This is a genomic window from Brevibacillus fluminis (assembly GCF_052072235.1).
Classification (GTDB): Bacteria; Bacillota; Bacilli; order Brevibacillales; family Brevibacillaceae; genus Brevibacillus_D; species Brevibacillus_D fluminis_A.
Genome location: NZ_CM125436.1, coordinates 5,341,994 through 5,367,040, shown reverse-complemented (window position 1 = coordinate 5,367,040; position 25,047 = coordinate 5,341,994). Strand labels below are relative to the sequence as shown.

Annotated in this window: 18 protein-coding genes and 1 pseudogene; 17 read left to right on the top strand and 2 right to left on the bottom strand. The window is 48.4% G+C overall.

Translation table 11 applies throughout. The features are described from left to right. Positions 1 to 117: 117 nt before the first annotated feature. The 17 genes and pseudogenes from ACTID9_RS26240 (at position 118) to ACTID9_RS26160 (ending at position 23,681) form a co-directional block, all read left to right on the top strand. Positions 118 to 1,632, top strand: a complete 1,515-nt coding sequence (locus ACTID9_RS26240; protein ID WP_441068217.1) for a TIGR02677 family protein — start codon at positions 118 to 120, stop codon at positions 1,630 to 1,632. Then, on the top strand, positions 1,625 to 2,851 hold the full coding sequence (locus tag ACTID9_RS26235; protein WP_441068215.1) for a TIGR02678 family protein: 1,227 nt from the start codon (positions 1,625 to 1,627) through the stop codon (positions 2,849 to 2,851). Before ACTID9_RS26240 ends, ACTID9_RS26235 begins: the two co-directional genes overlap by 8 nt. Before the next feature lie 15 nt (positions 2,852 to 2,866). After that, positions 2,867 to 5,569 (top strand): TIGR02680 family protein, encoded by a 2,703-nt coding sequence (locus ACTID9_RS26230; RefSeq protein WP_441068213.1) that lies wholly within the window; start codon positions 2,867 to 2,869, stop codon positions 5,567 to 5,569. Beyond that, a complete protein-coding gene (locus tag ACTID9_RS26225; protein ID WP_441068211.1) occupies positions 5,535 to 7,040 on the top strand; it encodes an SbcC/MukB-like Walker B domain-containing protein in 1,506 nt (501 codons plus the stop codon). Before ACTID9_RS26230 ends, ACTID9_RS26225 begins: the two co-directional genes overlap by 35 nt. A gap of 5 nt (positions 7,041 to 7,045) precedes the next feature. Next, positions 7,046 to 8,467 carry a TIGR02679 domain-containing protein gene (locus ACTID9_RS26220; RefSeq protein WP_441068209.1) on the top strand — a complete coding sequence of 474 codons (1,422 nt, stop codon included), beginning with the start codon at positions 7,046 to 7,048 and terminating at the stop codon, positions 8,465 to 8,467. Between the two features lie 6 nt (positions 8,468 to 8,473). Then, entirely contained in the window at positions 8,474 to 8,974 is a 501-nt protein-coding gene (locus tag ACTID9_RS26215; protein ID WP_441068207.1) for a type II toxin-antitoxin system PemK/MazF family toxin, read from the top strand. A gap of 819 nt (positions 8,975 to 9,793) precedes the next feature. Continuing rightward, a complete protein-coding gene (locus tag ACTID9_RS26210; protein ID WP_441068205.1) occupies positions 9,794 to 11,494 on the top strand; it encodes an SWIM zinc finger family protein in 1,701 nt (566 codons plus the stop codon). A gap of 472 nt (positions 11,495 to 11,966) precedes the next feature. Continuing rightward, on the top strand, positions 11,967 to 12,935 hold the full coding sequence (locus ACTID9_RS26205; protein WP_441068203.1) for a serine/threonine protein kinase: 969 nt from the start codon (positions 11,967 to 11,969) through the stop codon (positions 12,933 to 12,935). Further along, positions 12,917 to 13,120 (top strand): annotated as a pseudogene (locus tag ACTID9_RS26200) (hypothetical protein); the annotation flags it as partial. The gene ACTID9_RS26205 and the pseudogene ACTID9_RS26200, both read left to right, overlap by 19 nt. A 24-nt stretch (positions 13,121 to 13,144) precedes the next feature. Next, positions 13,145 to 13,684 carry a DUF2628 domain-containing protein gene (locus tag ACTID9_RS26195; protein ID WP_441072737.1) on the top strand — a complete coding sequence of 180 codons (540 nt, stop codon included), beginning with the start codon at positions 13,145 to 13,147 and terminating at the stop codon, positions 13,682 to 13,684. A gap of 135 nt (positions 13,685 to 13,819) precedes the next feature. Further along, positions 13,820 to 14,833: a hypothetical protein gene (locus ACTID9_RS26190; RefSeq protein ID WP_441068201.1), complete on the top strand. Its 1,014-nt coding sequence runs from the start codon at positions 13,820 to 13,822 to the stop codon at positions 14,831 to 14,833. Between the two features lie 50 nt (positions 14,834 to 14,883). After that, a complete protein-coding gene (locus ACTID9_RS26185) occupies positions 14,884 to 15,795 on the top strand; it encodes a LysM peptidoglycan-binding domain-containing protein (protein ID WP_441068199.1) in 912 nt (303 codons plus the stop codon). A gap of 100 nt (positions 15,796 to 15,895) precedes the next feature. Then, positions 15,896 to 17,731, top strand: a complete 1,836-nt coding sequence (locus tag ACTID9_RS26180; RefSeq protein ID WP_441068197.1) for a dynamin family protein — start codon at positions 15,896 to 15,898, stop codon at positions 17,729 to 17,731. Further along, positions 17,728 to 19,302 (top strand): dynamin family protein, encoded by a 1,575-nt coding sequence (locus ACTID9_RS26175; protein ID WP_441068195.1) that lies wholly within the window; start codon positions 17,728 to 17,730, stop codon positions 19,300 to 19,302. Before ACTID9_RS26180 ends, ACTID9_RS26175 begins: the two co-directional genes overlap by 4 nt. Before the next feature lie 11 nt (positions 19,303 to 19,313). Continuing rightward, complete coding sequence (locus tag ACTID9_RS26170) at positions 19,314 to 21,767, top strand: Hsp70 family protein (RefSeq protein WP_441068193.1); 2,454 nt, start codon at positions 19,314 to 19,316, stop codon at positions 21,765 to 21,767. 33 nt (positions 21,768 to 21,800) lie between these two features. Then, on the top strand, positions 21,801 to 22,748 hold the full coding sequence (locus ACTID9_RS26165) for a hypothetical protein (protein ID WP_441068191.1): 948 nt from the start codon (positions 21,801 to 21,803) through the stop codon (positions 22,746 to 22,748). A gap of 171 nt (positions 22,749 to 22,919) precedes the next feature. Beyond that, positions 22,920 to 23,681 carry a protein-glutamine gamma-glutamyltransferase gene (locus ACTID9_RS26160; RefSeq protein WP_441068189.1) on the top strand — a complete coding sequence of 254 codons (762 nt, stop codon included), beginning with the start codon at positions 22,920 to 22,922 and terminating at the stop codon, positions 23,679 to 23,681. 163 nt (positions 23,682 to 23,844) lie between these two features. Here the strand turns inward: ACTID9_RS26160 and ACTID9_RS26155 are convergent, their stop codons facing one another. Both ACTID9_RS26155 and ACTID9_RS26150 read right to left on the bottom strand, forming a co-directional pair. Beyond that, on the bottom strand, positions 23,845 to 24,150 hold the full coding sequence (locus tag ACTID9_RS26155; RefSeq protein ID WP_441068187.1) for a transporter: 306 nt from the start codon (positions 24,148 to 24,150) through the stop codon (positions 23,845 to 23,847). Positions 24,151 to 24,603: 453 nt separating this feature from the next. Further along, entirely contained in the window at positions 24,604 to 25,038 is a 435-nt protein-coding gene (locus tag ACTID9_RS26150) for a DUF488 domain-containing protein (protein WP_441068185.1), read from the bottom strand. Positions 25,039 to 25,047 lie beyond the last annotated feature (9 nt).

Here is a 25,047-nt window from a genome sequence, read left to right as displayed (position 1 = left end):
CACAATTAAAGTAATAAGTGTAAAGGTGATAAATTGGTAAAAATTAACAATATGGCATTTTCCCATATTCACCATTACCATATTCGATAAGAAAAATCGGACGGGAGGATCGTCATCTTGGACCATTCTATGTCGCCTGCGATGCTTCGGGGCGTTCCCGAATTTCGCTATTTAAATGCAGACAATGTCGCTCGCTATCGAGCAGTGATGCGCTATTTCTACCAGGAATACCAACGGCTTCGGTACTGGCTTCGGGTAGAAGAGGTATTCGAAGGTGTAAAGCTGTGGGGGATTCTCGAAGGATATACGGTTGAACAGTGCCAGGCAGATCTGGAACAGCTTAAGGAATGGCGCAATCTTGCCTCCAGGCACGATGGCGGCCGAGCTCAGACCGTTGAAGAGTACATGAGAAAGAAGAGTCAGTATGTGCTGACGCCCTATTCAATCGAGATCGAGCGAATGCTGCAAACGCTAGAAACCATCAAGGGATATGGAGGTTCGCTGGAGACGACTTATCTGGATACGATAGCGGAGTGTCTAGTAGCTGTGAGGGAGAGCGGTGGCTTTTTTAAAGAAGGGGAAGCTGCGGCTTGTTGGGGAAAGCTGTATCAAGCTTTTAAGACCATGCATGAGAATGCTGCTGACTTCATCGCCAGCATGAACTCGATTCAAGCGGAACAGATGATGGCTACGGAAGCTTTTTTGCTGATGAAGGACAAGCTGACCGACTATTTGCAGCATTTTATCAAAGGGCTTCAGAAAAAAGCTTATCAAATCGAAGGGCATTTGCAGAGAATCTCCCGTATTGTGGCGGAAACGTTCATAGAGCATGCAATAGGCGACGAGATGAGAAAGCCTCGGTTGGAGGAAAGTTTCTCAAGTGAAGAGATGGCCGCTTCTTTGCAGCAAGGCTGGCAAAATCTGCGTAGATGGTTTTTGGGGGAAGGAAGCGAGCAAAGCGAGCTTGTACTGCTGGAGCGTGCAACCAAAGAGACGATTGCGAAAGTGGTCCGTTGTGCAGTGAGGCTGCAGGAGCGAAAACGGGCCGGGATCAGCAGGAAGAAGGAATTGGAGTATTTGGCCCAGTGGTTTGACCGTCTGACTTCGATGGATGAGGCCCACTGCCTAGCCGCTTATGCATTTGGGCTGTTCCCTAGCAGACATCTGCAAGGCGAGGATGAGCGCACAACCGATCTAACTGATATCTCCATGTGGCATGAAGTACCCAAGATTCGGCCCGTTCGTTCACGAAGTCGGAAAAGACTTTCACGTTCTGAGACGGAGCCGGTTCGGCAATCGGGGAGCAGGAAGCAGGCTGCACGGGCCGTTATTGAGCGGCAGCTGCAGGAGGAGCGCGAGTTTGTTCATCGGATGGCCAGTAAGAAACAGGTACGCATCTCTGAATTGGGGGTCCTCGATGCCAAGACGCGTTTGCGGTTATTGCAATGGATTGGCCGTTGCATGGGTAATTCTTCCCGCACGTTCGTGACAGCAGAGGGAGTCAAAGTACGGTTGCAATTGGCCCAGGCCAGCGAGATGACAACACTGGTGTGTGAAGACGGCATATTGGACATGCCGAACTATACGCTCTTGTTTGATGCGCCATATAAGGAGGAGACGGTTCATGGGTAGAGGAGGGACTCGGTCATGGGCTTTGCGGCGGATGCGGATGCAAGGCAGATCAGGCGATGATATTTGGCGGGAACGACGCCAGACATGCGCCCTGGCACTGCTCAATCGACCGTGGATTACAAAGGAGGAAGACCCGGAACTGTTTTATTGGATTCGTGACCAGTATCGGGAACTGAGGGACTGGTTTGCGGAATACGCCGGATTTTCCCTGATGCTGACGAGGTCGATGGCAAAATTGGACAAGGCACCGTTGCGGGCATTTCCTTGGATGGGCATCCAGGAATTTCGGGAGCCGCGTGATTATACCTTTTTCACTTATGGACTATGGTATTTGGAAGGGAAAACGGAGCTTGACCAATTCCTGTTAAAAGACATGGTGGTACAGATACAGGAACAGATGGTTGGAACGGGGCTGCATGTCGATTGGGAACTGTATCAGCACCGTTTGTCGATGGTGCGTGCGTTAAAGAAACTCAAGCAGTTTGGGGTGCTGATTGCGGTGGATGGCGATGAACAGGATTGGGCCCATAACGATGAAAATAACGTCCTCTACGAATGCACCCCCAATGTTCGATATGTGCTGCGTCAATTTCCGGAGGAGCTATCCCGATTTACTGACATCCATGAGCTTAACGCCCAGATGGTCTATACAGACACACCGGACGGAGAGATGAGGAAGCGCCGTCATCGCGTCTACAGAAGACTTTTGCTAGAACCAGTCATCCTGGATCAGGAATGGGACGCTGATGATTTGTACTATGTCATTACCCAAAGGAGATCGTTGATCGAGCAGCTTCGCATGATGTTTGGCTGGGAAGGCAGTCGGTACCGGGAAGGATTGCTGTTTTTTCATCCTGACGCTACGAGTGATGGGGAGCTTTTTCCCACCTTGGCGTCAATTTCTGATCTGGTATTGCTGTTGGCGGGAGAATTGAGACGGCTGCAGCACGCCGAGTCCTCGCTGTGGTACGTGGAAGCCAATGGGGAGTTGGTGTTGGGGCGTGCAGATTTGGAGAATCTGTTGCTTGTTTTGCGCCAGCGCCACAAGGAATATTGGAGCAAGGAGCACAAGGAAATGACAGCGGCAGAATTGGCGGAAGCACTGACCAAGCATCTGAACGAGTGGGGATTGGGTCGATGGCGGGATGAGAACCGGTTCGCCATTTCTCCGGTTCTTGGCCGTTGGAATGGCGTCTATCAAGCGACAGATACGGAATAAGGGGGAGGGAGATCGATGCAACTAGAAAATGAATCAAAGAATGAGTCTTTCGATAACGTTGCGGAGCATCAGAAACGCAACCGCTGGGAGATGACCCGGGCAGGCATCTTCAATTTTTGGGTGTACGATGACGAAGAAATCTCGCTGGAGGAAGGTCGTCTCATCCTGCGGGGGACAAACGGCGCCGGAAAATCCGTGACGATGCAAAGCTTCCTTCCGCTGGTGCTGGATGGCGACAAGCGGCCGCAGAGGTTGGACCCGTTTGGTTCAAGGGATCGCCGCATTGAATATTATTTGCTTGGGGAAGACGGGGAGCATTCGAACCGGATCGGGTATTTATGGATGGAATTCCACCATCCCCAAAAAGGCCTATACAAAACGATCGGCATCGGGCTGCGTGCTCGCAGAGGGGCATCCCAGGTTAGTTTCTGGGGATTTTTGCTGGATGATGGGCGCCGGGTGAACCAGGACTTCTGGTTGTATGACCGGATTGCCTGGTTGGAGGGGAAAGGAAAGTATCCTCTGGATCGCCGGGAACTCGAAAACAAGATCGCCGCTGGGGGGCAAGTGGTACAGGAGCAAAAAGCGTACCGCGACCTGGTGAACAAAGCGTTGTTTGGGTTTTATGACAGCGAGGCATTTACCGATTTGATGAATTTGATCATCCAGCTTCGCAGCCCGAAGTTGTCCAAGGATTTCAAACCATCGGCGATTTATCACATTTTGACGGAAGCGCTCCCGCCGCTTCAGGAAGATGATCTGCGACCGCTTTCCGAAGTCTTGGAAGATATGGACCAGATTGCGGATCGTTTGGATGAGCTGAAGCTGCATCAAAGCGAGCTGGAAAAGCTGGAAAAATCGTATGACCGCTATAATCGGGTTCTCCTCTATCAAGCATCAGAAGAAGTGCTCGATGCCAAAGCAAAAGCGGACGAAGAAGCGAAGGAAGTAGAAAAGGTTCAGTCTCAATGCAACGAAATGGGACAGAAATTGGCGAAATCCCATGAGCGTTTGCAAGGATATCGCGGACGGTTGCAAGAAGTGGACGCCGACCTCGATGTCCTGAATCGGCATGAAGCGGTGGAAAAGCAGAAAGAATTGCAAGCGTTGGAAAGGAATTTTGCCGAAACCGGTCAGTATTTGGATAAATCGCGCGCACGCATTGATGCACTAATGCTGCGCAAAGATCGAATACAATCGGCATTGGAGCGAAATGAAGGTCTGAAGTTGGAGCACCTGCGCGCCCAGGAAGATCAGTTGCTGGAGCTTGAGAGTTTGGCAAGGGAGATGGAATTTTCCGAGCATGATATCTACCATCGCTATTGGTACCAGCATCCGCCTGATGAAGACGGGTTTGTTCTGGAATGGAAAAAGGATGTGGCCCGCCACCGCGATGCTATCGAATATGCACGGAAGATAGCCCAGGCCGAGCGGGATGCATGGAACAGCCTGCAGGAATTGGAGAAGGAACTGGGAGCCATCCGGCAGGAAAGGGACGTAGCCGAACTGGCGAAGGTTGAATCTGAAAAGCAGACAGAAGCGGCTCTGCAGCACCTGAAAGAGGAGATTGTTCAGTGGAAACAGCGTGTAAAAGGACTTTCTGTAGAAGAAGGGAAGTTTCAACGAATTTTGCAGGCGGTTTCCGCTATTTCCGTGGAAAACCGGAATTTCGCCGATGTGAAGCAGCCTGCCATCGAAGCAGCGGAAGAGGTTCGGAGACAATGGAAGGAACAGGAATGGCAGCTTCGCCACGACATACAGCGAATTGAAGAAGAGCGGGCCACGTTCAAGCGAGAGCAGCAGGCGTGGAAGGAGAGCCGTGAGCCGGAGCCGGTACGAAACGGCCAACGAACATCCGCTCGTATAAACCGGGGGGCAAGGGGAGGGGCTCCGTTGTATGACGTTTGCGATTTCCTGGATCACTGGACCGAGGAGGAGCGGGCACGCATCGAAGGTGTGCTCGGTGCATGCGGTCTTCTTGACGCATGGGTAGCACCGGATGGTTGCCTTGGTAGAGTCGATGAAGGGGAAGAGGTATGGGTTGTTCCCTCACCAGTAGAGTGGGGATACACCCTCGCTGATGTGCTAAAGCCTGTCCCCTCGCCGGAAAGCGGCCTGGATGAAGCGATGATCGATGCGGTACTGCGGTCGTTTGCCTGGAGAGAAACAGAAGACACCCCGCCATTTGAAGAGTTGGACGCAACGTCGATCTGGATCGGTTCTTCCTTCTTTCAATTGGGGCCGGTTCGCGGATGTGTAACCGATACCCAACCAGCCCGTTTTATTGGTAAGGAGGCCCGGCGCCGCTTCAAAATGTCCGAGATTGAACGATTGCAGGTAGAGATAGAGGCATGTGAGCAACAACTGGGGGAAATGACAAAGCAAGTAAGCGAAATCCAAAGGGCGATTGCTCAGGTAGATGAAGATGTGAAGTCGTTCCCAAATGACAAGCAGCTTCAAGAACGATTGAATGTGCTATCGGAAGCCGTGCACCGATTCAGTGCTGTAATGACCCAGGTCCAACGGATGGCCGATCGCGTGCGGGAAAAGAACAATCAATGGCAGCAGTTGAAAATCGAGTTGGAAGTGAGCACGGAGCAATGGTCACGCCTCAAAAACCTGAGAGAATTGCAAGCAGCAAGAGAAACGATTCAGCATTATTTGAACGGCATTTCCGAATTGCATGGAGAGTGGAAAGAGTATAGGAAGGCATTCTGAATCCATTCGGAGGTTTCAAGAAGAGACAGAGGAACTTTTGGCGGAACTTGAAATTGAATCTGAACAGGTGGATGAGTTGGAGGAGAAATATCACTCTTTGAAAGTAAAGGTCGAGAGCCTGCGTCGCCACATGCAGGAATTGGGCATTCACGATCTGTATGAGCGCATCTCCCAGTTAGACAAAGAAAAACGTGATTTGGTACGACGGATCACTGATGAAAACGAATGCATAAGAAAGGATGAAGCCGAACAGGCGCGGCTAGCGGAGCGGCTCGAAACAAGAATGGGCCGATTCGACGAACATCAACAGGCCGTAGATGAAGCTTTACGACGGTGGAACGGGGAAATTTCTTTAGGTCTCGTAACGGATTGGACGGATTTATCCGGAGCGGGACAGGACAAAATTGATGTTTTCCGGCTTTGCAAAACTATCTTTCATGAACTGCAGCCTTCCTCGGCAGGTAGAAACCGTGAAAGTGTGACTTCTTCGCTATTTGATCAGTTCAATACAGTCCGCCATTTATTGATGGATTACGTACTGGAAGCCATGGTGAATGACAAGACAGGGCGGATAACGGTTTTATCTATGCGCGATCGATTGCGGCCGCAAACACCATCTGCCCTGTTGGGGGAGATCAATGCGTTGATTACGGAGCAGTCCGATTTACTGGATGAAAAGGACAGGCAGCTCTATGAAGAAATTATCTTGCGCAGTGTAGGCAAGACGGTTCGCCAGCGCATTATGCGTGCCGAACAATGGATCAAGGAAATGAATCGGCTGATGGCAGAGCGCAACACCTCAAGCGGCTTGAAATTGCAGCTGCAATGGGTCCCCAAAGCCGCTCAGTCAGAGAAGGAGATGAACGCCGAACAATTGGTGGAGCTTTTGCGCAGGGATGCGCGGCTGCTGCGGGAAGACGAGGTTGAACGAATGATCCAGCATTTCCGCTCGCGGATCCAATGGGCAAAGCAGGGAGCGCAAGAAGAGCGGGAGTCGCTTCGTAAACACATCTACGAGATCCTGGATTACAGGACGTGGTTCCAGTTTAATCTCCGGTACAAAAAAGGCGGGGAAACAGGATACAAAGAGTTAACCGATTCAAAATTTAACGTAATGAGCGGTGGCGAAAAAGCAATGTCCATGTACATCCCGCTGTTTGCCGCAACTTATTCCCGATACGCGGACGCCAGCCCGGAAGCGCCCAAAATCATCTCTCTCGACGAGGCGTTTGCCGGTGTTGACGAAGAAAACATCCGTGACTTGTTCAAGCTTCTGACCGAAATGGATTTCGACTATATGATGACCTCACAGGTGCTTTGGGGGTGCTATGATACGGTTCCGAGCTTGTCTGTGGTAGAAATCTATCGGCCCAATGATGCCGACTTTGTCACGCTGTTCCGCTATCGCTGGAATGGGAAAAGGATCGAGCTATTACAGAACGATGAATCGGCTGCTACGAGTGAGGAGTAGTGGCTATGGACGAAAAACAAAAGAATGAGATTCGGGCATTTTTTTCCGAACCGGGGCTTATACGATTTATCGATGCTGTTCGAGACACATATCGCCGGCGTAATGTGTCCGGATTCGTTCGGCTCCCGCAGCTATCTGCCGAAGAAAGTGAATCGCTTACAGGATTGCTGGAGGGACTTTGGAAGCCAGGGGAAGATTTGAAATTCTCGATGAAGAGATTGGATACCCTTTTACAGCAAAGTGGTTATGAAATCACGATTCGAGAATTGCTTGCCTGTCTGGACGGTCAAGAAGTGTTGACCCGTGCGGAAGAGGAACAACAAGCAGAGCAAAATTGGAACCTCTTTATCGATGAGGCGCTGCAGGCAGTGGGAGGTGGGCAGTTACCGGTCCAAATTGTTGAATGGATGGAATCGTTACGGAAAGGGGCGGCACCAGGAAGCCGGATTTTGCGAAAAATGCATGTGCAAAATGCGGAGGAAGCACACCAGCAACTTGTTTACTGCTTGGTAGCACTTTGTCGTGTCTGGGAGTTGAAGCAAACAAAGGATGCACAGGTTGAATGTGAAGCCCCTGAGATGGTGATCCGCCTCCCCGTTCTGGCTGCAAAGGTTGCTAAAAATGCACACGCGTTCGATATCAAGAATCCTGCCGGTCGGTTGCTGTGGTACGGTCTTCAGGAGATTTTTTCACGGAAACCGGATGACAAGTCAAGTGACTCACTTGATACGTTGGAATTGAATAGCGGGTTCGGCGAGAATGATGCGGCTGATCCGGTTAGAAGCTTGGAAATCCGGAAAACGTATCGCTTCGCAAACATTGCTGACGATGATATCTCTTCCCAGGTCATGCTTTTTGCGCCCCACTTGACCGGAAGGAAAGAAGAACTCGTAATGACACTGCGACAAGTAGAGAGATTGCCTGTTATGCCGAAATTTTCCGGGTTGTATGTGGTGGAGAACCCCTCGGTGTTTGCAACATTGCTGGATGGAACGTTGCAACGTGAGAAGCGAAATAACCGTACCATCTACGACACTCTTCCGATTTTACTATGTTTAAATGGGCAGCCAAGTGCGGCAACCATTCGGTTTATAGACCGCTGCTTGGAGGCAAGAGACCAAAGTAACTTATGGCTTTACTATTCCGGAGATTTTGATGTAAAAGGAGTTGCGATTGCACAAGGGCTTGCTCGGCGATATGCAAAGTATTTTGTGCCATGGCGGATGCGTTTTGCAGATTACGAGAGGCATACAGAATACGGATTGCCTTTGTCGGTGAAGGAGAAAGAGCAACTGCAAAATATGAGGGTAGATTGGGATGACCGACTTTGTTCCAATATGCTCTTGCTTGGTGTGAAAATTCACCAAGAAGTTTTTGTCGAAGAACTGATGCAAGATTGGGTAGATGCTAATGGGGGGCAGGTGTAGGGATTGTTGCAGGGATCACAAGAAGAGGATATTGAGAAAGTATGGAGTGAGTTAAAAGATTTCCTAACGATTCAAACAGATCGTGAAAAAATAGTGAAATTTGTTAAGTGGATGAAGCAAAAAGCTGACTTAGCATTCGGTTCGGAGCCTGCCTTTCAATTTCCGATTTTTCGAAAGGGAATTTATTGGGCGGAATTAGGAGAAAACATCGGAAGCGAAGAAAATAAGCATCGTCCGGTTGTCCTTCTATGGAGCACAAAAGAAGCCCCGATCGCAGTTGTTGTGCCACTTACTACTCAACGTTTAAATGATGAGTACTTTTTCCATATTGATCTGGAACATTTTAATAACACAGTGCTTATTGAACAAATTCGAACGATAAGTTTGAGGAGAATCACCTATCCGCTACGAGCAAAAGGAAGGGTAGCTTCCGTAAGTAATCAGGATATAGTGAAGATTGATGATGCGATCAGGATGTTATTTACCACAAGACACAACGTTACTTGACAGAGACTTTTTTTCGTGCAATAATTCAAAGTGAAAGCATTGATCCCGTGAACGATCACGTACACCTTAATTGATCCCAAAAGAGCAACTATCATAGTTGCTCTTTTGTCATATTTCATGGTTTACTGCATACAATATGATTACATTGATCCCATAGCATTTGCTATGTACAGGATTGATCTAGGGGAAAGCCTGGAAGACCTCCTTTGAAATAAGGAGGTCTTCTTACCATGACACTGTGGATTATGAATTGAACTGCCACGACGCGCCTCCACTATACACATCATTATTCTTTTTACACCGCATAAGAGCGGTGTTTTTCTATTACGTTTGCTAAAATAAGTGATCATGATCATCAGCGGGGAACGGTTGACATGCCATTAATGGATGAACTTGTAGACCTATTTAGATAACAGCGATGAGCATCGGTACTACTTAGATGTACAGACCGGACAAGTAATTCTGGAAATGGATGAAGCCTATACGGGAGAGCCCGGAATCGATTGGGACGATGAGGAGATTATGCCGAAGAGGAAATTAAAGATTGGTTGGAACGGTTCGGCTTGTCATATGAGCAACTTGTCGAGGCATATAACAGCAACTGCCCTTGAGTGGGTATAAAGAAAGGAGCGCTTGACAAGAATTGCAGAACAAGGTTAGACATTCGGTGCATCAGTTGATTTTGGAAAATGGATACGTGAGTCCGTTGGAGTTGCTCTTGAAGATGGAGAAGATCTCACCCAAACTTGTAGAGGAAACGGCGTTACTCTACGCATTATGTAAAACGCAAAAAAACATGTCTGGGAGAAGTGAACAATCATGAAGCTCAGCAATCTTAACAACTTCATAGATCCTGTCATATTGGAACGAGGGCAGGAGTACATCTTCGGCGGACATGTCCTGTCGATTGAGGAAACAGGCGATTTGGTTTTTCGGGCAGAGGTTCAAGGTAGCGAACGATATGAGGTTTATGTAGAGTTGACCAACGATGGAACCGTCCTTTCCACGGAATGCGATTGTCCGTATGATTATGGGCCGGTTTGCAAACATCAGGCTGCGGTTTTACTCAGGCTTCGTGATGACAAGGCAGGGCTTGCAACATCCAAGAAAAGTGAGTTGCCGATGAGTCAGCACAAAAATTTGAGGAAACTGCTGGAGGCCGAGAACAAAAAAAGCCTGATTGACATCATTCTTTCCCTCGCATCTGATGATGAGTCTGTGGAGCAGCGAATCAAGTGTAAAGTTTCCAGAGCCGGAGGAAAAAATGTTTTGGGAGAGTACAGGAAACTGATTCGTTCGCACATGAAGAGCTACGCTGACAAACATGGATTTATCAGCTGGAGGAATGTTACAGGTGCCGTTAAAGGTGCGGAACTGGTGGCGGAAAAGGCACGGGAAGCTGCAGAGAATACCGATTGGATTGGGGCAGTGAGAATCAACCTCTGTATCTTGGAAGAAATGGTGGATATGGTTCAAATGGCGGATGACTCGGGAGGAATTGTCGGTTTTATCATTGATGAAAGCTTGGAGCGAATTCATGAATTGACGTCGGCCAGTGAGTTCATCCCTCAAGCAGATCATAAGACTTTGTTCCACTTGCTGTTGGAGGAATCGAAACAATCCCGATTTGACGGATGGCCGGATTTTCAGTTGGCATTACTGGGACATGCCTCCAATGTGGCGACGAACAGTGATCTGCGAAAGGAATGGGATGAGCATGCTTCCCGGATGAGCAAGGAACAAAAGGGGAGTAGTTGGGACAAAAATTATTTCGCAGAGCAAATCGCTTTGATGCGTTACCGGCACATGCAAGAAAACGCGGGAGAGAAGCGGGCGAGTGAATATTTGTACGATCAGCTCCACTTTTCGGAGTTTAGGGAAATGGCCATACAGCATGCATTAAACAGTGGGAACTTCACGGAGGTCATTCAGTTAGCTGAAGCAGGGGAAAAATCGGATGAAGCGAAAGGGTTGCCCGGGCTGGTTAAACAATGGAAAAAATATCGGTTTGAAGCTTATCAACGTTCCGGGCAGATCGAACAGCTTCGTGAACTAGGTGAGGAACTCGTACTGGACGGAGAATATCCATGCTATCAAAAGATAAAGGACACGTATTCTCCGGTAGATTGGCCGCCTGTTTACAAGAAATTAATGCAAAGTCTTGCGAAAAAGGGTGGATGGAACGATGACGTCTACACGCGAATTCTTTTGGAAGAGCATGATACGGAGCTGCTTCTGGAGTATGTCGCGAAAAGGCCGGACAGGATCGAAGAATACTATCCTTATTTAATGGAGCAATTTCCGGAGCAAGTAAAGGAATTGTTTGGAGCTTTTATTGCAGCAAAAGCAGAGCAAGCAAGCAATCGGAAACAATATTGGAATGTATGCCGAATCATTCGATTGCTGGAGAAAGCAGGCGGAAAAGTGGAGGCGGTAGAAATTGCAAACACGCTTCTTGGAAAGTATCCCAACAGGTCTGCCTTTAAGGATGAATTGATGAAGCTACACTACGGGGGGTAACGAAAGAAGATGGTGAACCAAAAGCCAAACGGTTTCCCGCAGCTTCTTTACATTTTATTGGGACCTTCTAACCAAAAAAAGAGATAGCGGCCAATGATCCCACGGCCTATCGCGCTTCGATGATTGCCTAGAAAACGTTGAAGATCGGCAGCAAATTTTTTGACCAACCGTTCGCGATAAAAGATCGAGCAGCATCATATTCCACCGCACTATCTACTCCCTTGAAATACGAACAGTTATCACAGGCTATCCTCTGTGATAACTGTTTTTTTGCTTTGCAACCCGACAGCTGCACCCTCTTTTTTCATAAGGCCGTTTGCAGAGAAATACGTTATTCTAACGGGATTCATGATCAAAATCGAATGGGGAGAGGTTCGTGTATTGTCATACTTGCGGAAAGCCCTGTAACCATGAAGCGAAATTTTGTAAAAACTGCGGCAGTCCTTTACGAAACCAAGGCAAGCTTCCTCTTTTGCAAGATCGATACCTCCTCTTGAATGAGATTGGCCGTGGCGGGATGGGGGCTGTTTACCTCGTCCAAGACCTGCGATTCTCGGCAAAATTGTGTGTGATGAAAGAAATGCTGTGCCCATCCTCTCGGGAAAGTGACATTCAGGAAGCCATTCAACGATTCCACCTGGAGGCGGATACACTGGGATTGCTCAGACACCCTGGCATTCCATATGTCATTGACCGCTTTCACGATCAGCAGCGCCACTATCTAGTAATGGAGTATGTGAACGGTTTGGACTTGAAAAAAGCGCTGCAGTTATATATGGAGAAGTACGGGGAAGCCTTTCAGGTCGATCATGCCATGGAATATATGTACAGATTGGCCTTGATTTTGGACTATATTCATACCAGAGTCCCGGTTGTCATTCACCGTGATATTAAGCCGGCGAACATCATCATCGATACCGAGGGACAATTGAAGCTTGTTGATTTCGGCATATCCAAATCCCAAAATCAACGGGGGCATTCCGGCATCATCGGTACGATCGGCTATGCGCCACCGGAACAGTTGAAGGGGTTTTGCGATGAGCGCTCGGACATTTATTCGCTCGGCATGACCATCCACCATCTGCTTACCGGAAAAGACCCGACGCAGGAGTGGAATGGGGAAGTGGGCAGATTGCGTGCGAAGAATCCGGCAATTCCTGCGCAAGTGGATGATCTGATTCACTGGATGACACAGCCGAATCCATCCGCAAGGCCAGCTCGGGCGGACATCATCGTCCAGCAGCTAACCATGCTGGCGAACCGGCTGGAACCTAATTTTCTTCTGCACAGCCGAAAAGACAGCCCTTTGCATACGATGATTGAGCAGTACCTTTCAACCACAAAAATGCCGGAAACTCGTGTGGTTAAAGCCTGTCACCGATGTCGGACAAAAAATCTGGCGTTTAGCCAATTTTGCAAAGAATGTGGACAACGATTTTGAGTATTAATAAAGTATCAGGACCGAAGAACTATCTTTTATGGAGGAGGTCAAGGATGAAGGCATGTTCAAAGTGTGGAACATCCAATGCGGATCATGCGAATTTTTGCCAAGCTTGCCGTTCGCCGTTGCAGGTGGTGAGTGCAAGCGGCCAGACATCGGGGAGAACGGTGAAGTCAAACAGCAAGTTCTGTCAGACGTGTGGAGCAAGCGTGCAGCCGCAGGACAAATATTGTGAAAAATGCGGGACCCAATTGGCAAATCAGGTAACAGCAGTGGTTCACAGTCATGGAGAGACCCGGCAGGGAACAGAGATTTCCCAGGATGATCTCATCGTATTTGTAGGAAATAACCAAGCCTATTATCTTCAGAAGTGGATGACGTCTTTGCAGCCGGAGAAACGCAGCGGATGGAATTGGGTTGCCTTTTTCTTTGCTCCGATGTGGTTTGCCTACCGGAAAATGTATCTGCAGGCATTTATCTTTTTTATTGTGCAAAGCATCGTCTCTTCCATCACGTTCGGAATCACCGGTTTGGCAGGAGCCATTATTGGCGGTCTATTCGGAAACGCCTATTATTACAAGCATGCGAAACAAAAAATCCAACAGACCATGCTCAGTACGGATAACCCCGACATGAGAAAAATGAAGCTGATGCAAGCAGGCGGTACGAGTAAGGGGGCCTTGATTCTGGTCATCGTTCTTTGGCTGCTCTGGAGCACCCTGACTACCCTTGCAGGAATGCCGGCCTAAATGTTTGGAAAATTCAAACGTTACTTACCCTGGGTGGGGTTCCTTTTCTCGCTCGTTGTCCTCTTTCCTGATCATGCGGATGCCAATAGTGCTCCGGTTTACAGCCCCAGTCTGAACACTCCGTTATTCCCGATCATGAATACCGAAATTGTCGTGAAAGATGAACAGCTCACGTTTTCCATTGAAGATGATGATTTTTATAAAGCAAACGTGGATGTGCACTACACGTTTTTCAACCCTTTGTCGAAAAACATCACGACCCAGGTCGCCTTTCCGTACTCCGGCCATTCTTCAGCGAATCCGTTTCAGGTGACGGTCGACGGGAAGAACCTGGAGCCGCAAAGTCTCGTGCGGATCGAGGACAGGAAGCGGTATGAGCGGTTTTTACAAACATTTGCGGCGGAAAAAACGATCATGGTTGACCCTGTAACAGGCGACATCAACGATGACTGGGGTCATGATGGTTCGTACGATGTCCAATTGGTCGTGTTTCCGCTGACGTTTGAAGCATTGCAGGAAAAAGACGTGCGCATTCACTATCAGCAAATGGCTGGAACGGATAATGTCCTCTACATGAATCCGGTGAAGCTGTATCAATACTATTTGCTGCCCGCATCTGCCTGGAAGATGTTCCAGCATCTGCATGTCACCATCATCACCCCTCAAGATGTATTTTTCGCCGCAAATCTTCCTTTTGAACAAATGGCTGGAGCCGATCAGAAAAATCGTTGGGAAGGTGATTTTCCCTCACTGCCCAAGGTGAATCTGGCGTTTTCGATCATGACGCGGGAAGGGCTGCTTTGGAATATTGCTTCGAGAGAATTTTATGATAGCATCGTGCTTCTGCTCATCACCCTGATTGGTGCGGTCATAACCATTTTTCTGGCAATCCAGTTTCATCGCACGAAAAAATGGTGGTTACATTGGTTGATAGGTCCAATCGCCACGAGTGCAGCCGTTACGGCTGCGGTCATTCAGTTCATCCTTCTGCTTATTTTCGCGGTTCCGATCTTTTCGCGAAGTACGTGGATCGGTTCTTACGGCATCATCGCTACATTTTTCCTCACGATCTTTTTCGGCGGCAGTTTCTATGTGATTACATCCATCGTCATTCACATTCTCGCAAAAATGAAGCAGAAAAATGCGTGAATGCTTATTTGCCTTGTGAATGAAAAACCATAGGGAAGAGAGGGATTGGTATGGATTGGTTTCTGACGGATGGCGACGGTGAAAATGATCACTTGGCGCATGACACAAATGTGACAGAAGAGGTACACGAGGTTCATCAACCTGTGGTGGAAGAACTTGCGCAAGATACGTTGGGTGCGTTTGACGATACAGCACACAACTCGGCACTCGACATTGATATTGAGGAATACCATTCTCAGCCTGCGGACGGGTTATGCGTGCCGTATTCACTCATCGGTATTGCGGATCAGTTTGTCGGCTATGACATTCCGGAGGCTGAGTTTGTCGCGGTTGCCGAAGCGAATGGATTGATCGCGTACAATAACGACGGCACCTGGTCGGGTATGACCCTGGAAGATGCCACGAAGCTGCTCGACTTGTATGGAATCCCCTCTCATGTCGAGCAGGGCAACATTGATACGTTGATCGAGAATTTGGAAAATGGCAACAAGATCGTCTTGGCCGTAGATTCTGATGAAATCTGGTATCCCATGGAAGGCGGTGGCCTCATGGAAAATCAGGCGGATCATGCCATCCAGCTCATTGGCATCGATACGTCTGACCCGAATAATCCGATCGCCATCGTAAATGATCCAGGACAACCGGATGGGCAGGCATGGACGCTGCCATTGGGATTATTGGAAGAGGCGTGGGCTGACTCCGGCTATTCCATGCTGGTGACAGGTCCGGCGCCTGATGGTACTGCCTTTGACTTTATCAGTCTGATTTCCACACCGACGGAAGACGTGCAATCAACAGCCGTTGACGTTCAATATGAGTCGTATACCATCCAGCCAGGCGATACACTTTGGGATTTGGCGATACGCTTCAATACGAGTATAGAAGAATTGGTTGAACTAAATGACATTGAGAATCCTGATCTGATCATCGCAGGCGAAGAGTTAAAGATTCCGACCAACTAATGAAAGAAATCGAGTGTGGAGTGCGCCTTTCATGGATCAGCGAAAGGAGAAGGAAACTCCCACTCGATTTTTAGATTGAGCCAGAGGTCAGGAGGTTTCCATGAAAAACAGCAGTGACATTTTATCCACTTGTCATGCCGTATTAGAGAAAATAAACAAATTAGCCGTGAAGGAAGGAAAAACGCAGGCCGTGACGGAGGTGGAGGAGCTTCAACGGTACATTCACTCTCTTGGTTCTGCCGGAATCAAAACGGTCACCGTCATTCTTGGAGAATTCAAACGGGGGAAATCCAGCTTCATCAATGCGCTGCTTGGCGAGGAAATCTGTCCAGTCAATACGGATATTACCACCAGCATTGTGTCACAAATCCAGTACGGCGCCACCAATGACGCAACCGTGTACTTCACCAATCAGGAAACGAAAACGATAAAGAAAGAGGAGGTTTCCCGTTATGTAACGGAGCAAGAAAACCAGGACAATGTCAAACAGGTTCAACTGGTTGACATCATGACGAATAACAAGCAGCTGCAGGACACAGAGATGATCATCGTGGACACCCCCGGGCTCGGTGCTTTGAACAAATCCCATTCCGAAATCACCCTGAAATATTTGGCAAAAGCCGATATTATCCTGTTTGTCAGCGATGCAACCTCACCATTTACCACCTCGGAATTGGAGATTATCGAAACCGCCTACCGCATCAGCAAACATCTGTATTTTGTGATGACGAAAATTGATCTCATTCGCGGATGGAAGGAGATCGTGCAAGAAAATCAAAAAAAACTCCGCCAGCTCCTTCCCGAATTAGCGGAGAGCACGACCTTTATCCCGGTTTCCTCCCACTACAAATGGGATTACGTGGAGAATCAGGACATCGATAGCCTCAGCTTCAGCAACTTTGAATACCTTGAACAGCTTCTCTTTCAGGAGCTGCAAAGCAAGGTGGCAAGCCAAAAAGTCGCAGGGCCAATCATGGAAACGCGGAAAATTCTTCAGGAGAATTTTCAAAAACCATTTTTTCAAGATCAAAAGTCGTTACATGATTTGAACCCGAAAGAAGCGATATTGGCACAGATCCAGGAGGAAAAAGCCAGAAAGGGAAAACTACAGCGCACGGCTTGGGTCAACAAACTGTCCGAGGCGCATACGGAGTTAAGGTTTGGCGCGAAAGAGCTGCTTGAAGATCGGATGAAGCAGTTGAGCAAAAAAATTGAAGCAAAAATGAAAGATAAAAACTTTTACAAAGACACCAACGGGGTGAATCAATACCTCAACAATGAACTGTTTATCATTTCTACAGAAATTGATCATCTGGTCGATGGCTTTGTTGCGGAGATGTTTCGCTATCTGCAAACGGAATACGCGATCGACAGCATGGTCCAGGAGGAGGACGGCCTGTTTGAACAGATCGATGTGGATGCCGTCGCGGTCGGGCAATTTGAGCGTAAGTCTGCCATCGACAAAACGATGAGCTATGTCAGGCATTTTTCAGGCATCATTACGTTCTCCTCGCTTGGGTCGATCTCAGGAGGGCTTATTTCCACTGTTTTGGGTGGTGCGGTTGCGAGCGGGATTGGCATGGTCGCACTGGCCGTCGGCGGAGCGATTGTGTTTTTATCCCGGGATAAAGTGAAAACGGTGGAACTGCTCAACGAATGCAAAGAGATCATTCGAGAGGCGCGTACCACGTTAAACATGCGGCTGGATAAAACGCTCTATAAAATTCAGAAGGAAATCAGGGAGACCATTGAAAAAAAACTCAAATCCAAAATCGAGGAATGCGATCAGCGCAGTAAGGAACTGGAGATTCGGCTGAATCTGAATTCGGTGGAATTTGCCAAAATGAAAACGGAAATGGAAAACAAAGGGAAAGTGATTGCGGAGATCGATAAAGAGCTGATTGCGGTTCTAAAGGAAGTGCAAAAATCGTCATGACAATCATTCATACCGCTGATTTGCTGGTAACCGACGTCATCAACATCCTTTCGAATTACAAGGAGCTGCAGTCGATTCAGGAAGAATTGCAGGCAGTTAAGGCCAGGTTAAAAGAGCCGTTGCGCGTCGCTGTCGTAGGCGTGATCAAAGCGGGAAAAACGACCCTGCTGAACGCGTTGATGGGTGAGAAGCTTCTGAAAACAGGCGAAAACGAGACCACTTTCAATGTGACCTGGTACAAGTACGGTGAGAGGCCGGAATTGATGATTTGTCTAAAGGACAGCAGGATGATCAAAGAAGATGTTTCCCTGTTGAATGAATGGACGACACATAACCACGCCAATCCCGAGATAAAAAACGTCGAGTATGTCATTTATAAATACCCCAGTCCGATTTTGAAACAGATCGAGTTCATTGATACACCCGGGCTGAAATCGACTCATCAGGACGATGCGGAAAATACCCGTGAATTCATCGGGCTGCCGGTGAATGAATTAGCGGACCGAACGACGTCGGAAGGGTCGAAGGCGGATGCCATCATCTACGCTTTTCAGCGGGGAATATCTGACGATGAAAACAAGATGCTGGAGATGTTCCGCAATCCGCTGTTCTCCCATGCCTCGCCGATCAATGCCATCGGAGTTTTGACCAAAGTGGATATGTACTGGGGGAAACAGGTTCCGGCCCCCATGCAGGAAGGAAAGAAAATTGCCGATCGATACACAAACCATGAGGAGATCCGCAGCCTGCTTTATGAGATTGTGCCGATTAGCGCCAAGATGGCGGAAAACTGCCGCAGCTTGACTGAGGAACACATGGAGGTGCTGTACAGGCTGTCCCGGCTTGACGAGGCCACCTTGGGCAGGATGTTTAAAGGTGTTCACTTCTTTTGTGATTTTGCATTTCCGCATGTACAGGTGACACCCGAAGAACGAACCCGGCTGTATGATACGTTAGGCTTTTACGGAGTCTATGTGGCCATTCAGGCTGTCAGGGAGGGGATCACCGCACCGGTTGAGCTGGCGAGACATGTGAGCAGGCAGAGCGGAATCCCGGCGTTAAGCCAGAAGATTCGGCAGCATTTTGGAAACCGATCGTTCATGATTAAATTTCAATATGCATTAAGCCGGATCAAATCACTTTGTCTGTCTGCATCCATCACCTATCGCAATCACCAGGATATCAAGCAAAAGATGGATCATATCATCAATCGATGCGATGAAATCGTCGCACGGGAGCACATCTTTCAAGAGATGGAAGTCCTGCAGTTCTTTTATCAAGGCCACTTGCATGTGAGCGAGGAAGAAAGCAGAGAGCTGCTTGAGATAACCGGAGAGTATGGAAGTCATTGTGAAGCCAGATTGGGCGTGGAGGAAGGATTGTCGATCTTGAGCCTGGCCCGAATCGCTCACGAGAAGTCCATGCGATGGATCAAAAAAACGGATGACATCTTCTCCAATCGATATGAGATTCAGGCAGCGCGCGTAATAGCCCGTTCGTATGAAATTATGTACTTTCACTTAAGCAGTGTAAGCGGCTTCCAAACTTCCGGGTTCGACGATGGAGGGTGAATGGTGAAGCGATGGCGAGAATAGGGATTGATTTTGGCACGTGTTTTACAAGTGCAGCCTTCATTGAGAATGGAAAGCCTGTGGCGATCGATCTGAGCACGGGAATCGGGAAAGGCGACAAATTCTCGATGCCCACCTGCGTATTTGTTGACGAGCATAAGGTGCTTGTCGGACAAGTGGCTGACAACAAAAGAAAGTCGGACCCCAGCCGGTTTAAAGAGCATTTTAAAAACGACTTGATTGATAACATTCCGTACTCGATCCAAGGCAGGTACTTTTATCACCCCAAGGATTTGGCAAAGGAAATTCTCCTGCATGTAAAAAAACAGGCGATGAAACGTCTGGATGTGGAAAGAATCGATCATGCCGTTATTACCTATCCTGCCAATTTTAGTGAAAAATACCGCGACGCGCTGAAGGAAGCGGCTTTCAATGCTGGATTTGTCCGGGTTGATCTGCTGGACGAACCTACTGCCGCAGCGATTTATTACGCGAGCAAAGAGAAAATCGAGATTGGGACAAAAATTTTGGTATATGACCTGGGTGGGGGGACGTTTGATGTTGCCCTGATCGAAAAAGCGGAGGAAGGATTTTCGCTTCTGACGCCATCGAAAGGAATTGCGAATTGCGGTGGCAAGTATTTCGATGACGAGATTGAACGGCACATCATCATGGAAACCAAAGAGCTGTCAGATGAAATCGCCCGATTAAAACAGGGCGGCCAGGAATATGACAAAAAAATTCTTCAGTTCATCAAAGATAAGATCCAGGAAGCCGCATTGGACGTGAAAATACAATTAAGTGAAGATGTGATCGGCACGGCCTATATCACAACCAATGCAACGAACGCACCGATCGAATACAAATTGACCCGCGCCGCTTTTGAAAAATTGATCAGCAAAGACATCCAGAATTCCTGCAACAAGATCAAAGAGGTGGTTCGAAATGCCGGGCTGACGATGGCGGAAATTGATCGGGTTTTGCTTGTCGGAGGCAGTACGCGCATTCCTTATGTCGTCACGATGGTGGAACAAACCGTAGGAACAAAAGTCAAGCAGGACGCCGACCGCGACTTGGTTGTTTCCTTTGGCGCCGCGCTTTGGGCCGAGCGCTGGGCAGAAGCAGGCAACGAAGCGGAACAGCATGAAAACATCGAGCATGAACCGCTTTCGGATAACCCGCTGCCGAACTTTCCAGATACGATCACCAAGATTGACGATACGCCTGTCCCGCCCGAAAACCGCAACGACTTCCGGTGTTCGACGGTTGAGGAAATCGTGCGAGCCATTTCGGAGGCTCCCCGCGAAGCGGTGATTACCATCGAGCCGGGCAGATACGAATTGCCAGAGTCGATTGTGCTGACACGGCCGCTTTCCTTGCAAGGAGCGGGAAGTGACCGTACTTTTCTGGTGATCTCTTCCTATTCGGCGATTTTGATTGATAGCGATGAATATAGCGGCAGCATCACGGGCGTGACCATCATCCACGAGGAAAGCACGAGAGACATTTCGCCTGATGAGCTGCTATACTCCATCCGTGTTTTGAAAGGGAATGTCGTCATTTCGGATTGTTCGTTTCGGGGGGAAGGAGATGTCGAATATGTTGGCGTTGCGTTTGAGGGGTTCTCAACCGGCAAGCTCATGCGATCGGTTTTTGATTATTACGCCAAAGCCATCCAAGTGCTTGGCTCGTCAACCCCAGTCCTTTTCGAAAACCGCTGTATCAACTCCTGGGAAGCCGGTATTTACGTCGATCATTTTGCCCAGCCGCTGATCGAAAACAACATCTGCAGCGGGCATGCGGATTTTTCACCGATCGGGATTTGGATAAAAGGAGAAGCAAGTCCCACATTGATCCAAAATCTTTGCGACCAAAACAGGCACGGAATCCATTTTGCGGATCAATCGACGGGCAGCCTGACGGATAATCAATGCGAACACAATCTGGAAAACGGAATCCTTTTGACAGACCAGGCGGACCCGATCCTTGAGAACAATATTTGTACAGATAATGCGCGGGCGGGCATCTTTATCGCGCTCTCACAGCCAAGCGCGAACGCATCCGTTCAGCGAAACATTTGTACAGGAAATCACACGGGGATCGTCATCTCCAAACACGCGACTCTTCCCGTAGAGGGGAATCTCTGTCAGGAAAATACCAACCATGGCATTGAGGTACTTCTGTCGGCAAGCGCTTTTCTCGGATATAACGATTGCATGCAAAATGGGCAGGACGGGATCTGGGTGGGGGGAAAAGCTGCGCCAACACTCCAAAACAACGTATGCCAAGGCAACAGGCGTTATGGCATCAGCTTTTTTGATGAGGCAAGAGGCAAAGCGCTGCAGAACGATTGTACTTCGAATCAACTGAAGGATGTTTTTTGTACGGACGTCGCAGAACCAATCATCAATCACATTCCCATAAAACCAAGCATGTTGGCAAAATTAAAATATTTTTCGAAATGAGCAACGAAAACGGCGATCTTCGGAGGAATTTTTATGTGTACATCGCGTTTCCTGCAGAAGGTATTTCTGTTCTTCTTCGTTTTTTGTTTGCTTGCTCCGTCCGCTCAAGCGGCTGATCCAGCAACCTCTTTTCCGGAACCCACATCCACGCTGATTCCCGTCATGAAAAGCGTTGCCGAGTTAAAGGAAAATCAGGTTCAAATGTGGATTTCCCAAGCGGATTTGAGCAAAGCCACCGTCGATATTCAGTATGTCATCCATAATCCCTCGAATGAGAAGATTACGCTTCCCGTTACCTTTCCCTATCAAAATTTTGATGCAATTAAAGAGTTTCAGGTGCTTACCGATGGAAAGCCGATTACCTTGAAACGATTCACGGAGATCACCGATCAAGCCAAGTATCGGGAGAACCTGGTGAAATACGGGGCAGATAAATGGCTGGCAGTGGACCCGATTACGGGGCAAGTAGAGGAAAAAGCGGCCGACTTGCACACAATCGAAAAAGTGATGGTACTGCCGCTCACCATAGCTGCCAAGCAAGAGATAACCGGAACCATTCATTATATTCAGAGTGCCGGGATTCAACAGAAGAATGAAAAGCAAACCGTAATGGCGTATCAGTACCTCCTTCTGCCGGCAGCTTCCTGGCGTCAACTGGATATGTTGCAACTGCGTGTCATTGCGCCAAAAGATACATCTTTTGCGGCTACGCTCCCCTTGAAAAAGAGTGGGAGCGCCGGCGAGTTTCATCCTCCGCTGCCGCAGCAGGTTCAATCCGACCTGAAATCGTGGGATGTGTGGGAGCTGAAATTCAATGGAGTCCCATCGAAAAACTTGTCCTTCTCCGTGATGGAGAAGGGGAGTGAGGAAGGTAGTGATCAAGGTGCTTTTACCTGGATGACGTATCTTTTCATGGCAATTGCTGCTGTACTTCTCTTGATGGTACTAATCAGCAAGTTGAAAAAGCAAACGTCCGGTTGAGCGTGGTTCTTGGGATCAATGACTTGGCCAAGTTTGCGAGGAGCTAGCGAGTTTAGCTCCTCTTTCTTTTTTGAAAGGAAGCACTGGTACTCACACATATGTACTGTAAGAAACGGGTTCATGCCCCTCCGCATATACATAAGCATTATGAACGGCGGAGGAATGACGGGTATGATAAAAATCGGTCAATCATTGATCAATGGCGAAACCATTCGGAATCAACTGCGTTTGAACCAGACACAGCTGGAAATCGTAGAACGGATGTCAGCGAGCCAACACGTGTTCTCATACGATTCTCTGGATCAACTGAAGTTTGAATTAAAGCTAAGAAACGACATCGTCGAAACGGCCAAAGCGCTTAATGATAGCGGTGCTTCGTTTGCCTCCTTTTCAAGATCGCGAGCGAATCCGGCATATTGGCATCTGACCGATTTTGGAGGTTTTCAACTCCGGTATGGAGTGAAGCCTTCCGACGCCATTCTCGATATTTTTATGAATGGTTCCGAATATGCTTTCGAGTGTTCAACCGCAATTATTATTGTTTATTATCGAGCGGTGCTGCAATCGATTGGTGCACGATCGTTCAACCGGTTATTTCCTGCGATTTTGCTTTTTGACGGTCAATTTGATGAGGGACTGGGATTAACCACACAGGATTTATCGAAAACAGTAATCCTGCCAGGAGATGTATTGTATTTCGACAATCCTGATTATAATCCTGAAACCCCCGAATGGATGGGAGAAAACGTTGTGTATGTGGGGAACGGTTTCTTTTATGGCCATGGAATCGGGATTATGGGAGCCGCAGACATGATCGATAATCTGAATACGCTAAGAAAGCCAGGGGCGAGACGTTCAGCTTATTTGATGGATCGGGTTGCCCGTCCGGATTTTGCCTCTTTGGCCCGGTACAGCACGGATTCCATGCCTTGAACGCTCAATATTCTGGGGGTTTTTTCAGAAGATAGGCAGAAAACCTCTAACCGACTGCTCGCGATCACTTGCGGAACAGTCGGTTAGTTGATCGGGTGAATCCTTGGTCAAGGTATGCCTATCCGGTGTATCGAATCGTTGGGGAAGGAAATGGAGCAGTGGCTTAAAAGCATGTAAATGAAAGAATCAGCCTTAGATCAAATCCGGTATATCTCCACGACCTTCCCGTCCATCTAAACCCTGCAACGGACCTGGCGCCTACGAATACAGGGAAAAACCAGAATTGATCCCCATCTACGAGCCAAAGATAGGTAAAACGAAACAGACAACCCGAAATCGCTCCAGGATCAATTCGAAAGGGAGCAGGTTGCATGGGGATGAAGGTTGGGGGAGGAGATGTCGGGGGCGGCACCTGTTGTGATCCTGGCGGTCGACCTGGAGGTGGTCCAAAAGGTGGTCCAAATGCCATTGAATATCACTCCTTTTACATGATCTTTGACCATTGTATGTTCGATCGAATCACAATGATTGGGCAGATTTTGTCCGGGGTTGCGACTGTTTTCCGTTCAATCCGACGTTTCTTGCTTTTCCTTGCGCTCCGACACTCTGTTGCTGCACGGTATGTGACGCTTCGATGGCTGCGTTGTTTCCGGCTGCGCTGCTTTTGCCGGCGCCGCTCGCGATCTGTGTGGTGTTTGGCCTCACTCCTTTGCATGGTTGTCTTCGATTAGTAATGCGAGAATACGCAGGGGGGTGTTGGACAACGGGCTGCATAAGAGAAAATGTACAGATGCACAAGGGCTGCTGCCTGCTAATTTTTTTGAATGGAAGAGAGCGGCAGGCTACGTCCAAAACAAACAAAAGCAACTGCACGGGAAGTGGCAGTTGCTCGTGTTTCAAATGATCTTGAACAAACCTTCGTTTATAAATGGACAATCTCAATCCGCGGGTCGAACTCACGCAAATACTCCACAACCAGCTTGCGGTGGCAATGGTGCGGTTTTTCTTCGCTGCATAAAAAGCAAGGGACCTTGTCGCCCAGCCATTCGTGCATGTGCGTCTCGACTTTTCGCTCCTGCAGCAGACCGAGGAACGTCTTCTCAAACTCGCTCCACGCAATCTCTTTTTGCTTCACGGCTTTCATCAAGCTTTCCGTTGGCGCTAGCGACAGCTCGTGGCGGTATTCGATATTCAGCAGTTCCAGGATGTATTCGAGGTCGTCCTTCTTGGTGAAGCCGGCCAATTGGGAGGTGTTATGCAAACGTACGTCGATCAGGCGTCCGACGTTGTTGTCTTGCAGGGCTGACGCAAAGGTGCGCAGCGATTTTTTGGAAAAACCGATGGTTGTGGCTTGCATGTGCATTCT

Coding starts and splice junctions, on each gene's coding strand:
- ACTID9_RS26235 (WP_441068215.1), top strand. CDS start 1,625: ATGGGTAGAGGAGGGACTCGGTCATGGGCTTTGCGGCGGATGCGGATG.
- ACTID9_RS26230 (WP_441068213.1), top strand. CDS start 2,867: ATGCAACTAGAAAATGAATCAAAGAATGAGTCTTTCGATAACGTTGCG.
- ACTID9_RS26225 (WP_441068211.1), top strand. CDS start 5,535: ATGGAGAGTGGAAAGAGTATAGGAAGGCATTCTGAATCCATTCGGAGG.
- ACTID9_RS26220 (WP_441068209.1), top strand. CDS start 7,046: ATGGACGAAAAACAAAAGAATGAGATTCGGGCATTTTTTTCCGAACCG.
- ACTID9_RS26210 (WP_441068205.1), top strand. CDS start 9,794: ATGAAGCTCAGCAATCTTAACAACTTCATAGATCCTGTCATATTGGAA.
- ACTID9_RS26190 (WP_441068201.1), top strand. CDS start 13,820: ATGAATACCGAAATTGTCGTGAAAGATGAACAGCTCACGTTTTCCATT.
- ACTID9_RS26185 (WP_441068199.1), top strand. CDS start 14,884: ATGGATTGGTTTCTGACGGATGGCGACGGTGAAAATGATCACTTGGCG.
- ACTID9_RS26180 (WP_441068197.1), top strand. CDS start 15,896: ATGAAAAACAGCAGTGACATTTTATCCACTTGTCATGCCGTATTAGAG.
- ACTID9_RS26175 (WP_441068195.1), top strand. CDS start 17,728: ATGACAATCATTCATACCGCTGATTTGCTGGTAACCGACGTCATCAAC.
- ACTID9_RS26170 (WP_441068193.1), top strand. CDS start 19,314: ATGGCGAGAATAGGGATTGATTTTGGCACGTGTTTTACAAGTGCAGCC.
- ACTID9_RS26165 (WP_441068191.1), top strand. CDS start 21,801: ATGTGTACATCGCGTTTCCTGCAGAAGGTATTTCTGTTCTTCTTCGTT.
- ACTID9_RS26160 (WP_441068189.1), top strand. CDS start 22,920: ATGATAAAAATCGGTCAATCATTGATCAATGGCGAAACCATTCGGAAT.
- ACTID9_RS26155 (WP_441068187.1), bottom strand. CDS start 24,150: ATGGCATTTGGACCACCTTTTGGACCACCTCCAGGTCGACCGCCAGGA.
- ACTID9_RS26150 (WP_441068185.1), bottom strand. CDS start 25,038: ATGCAAGCCACAACCATCGGTTTTTCCAAAAAATCGCTGCGCACCTTT.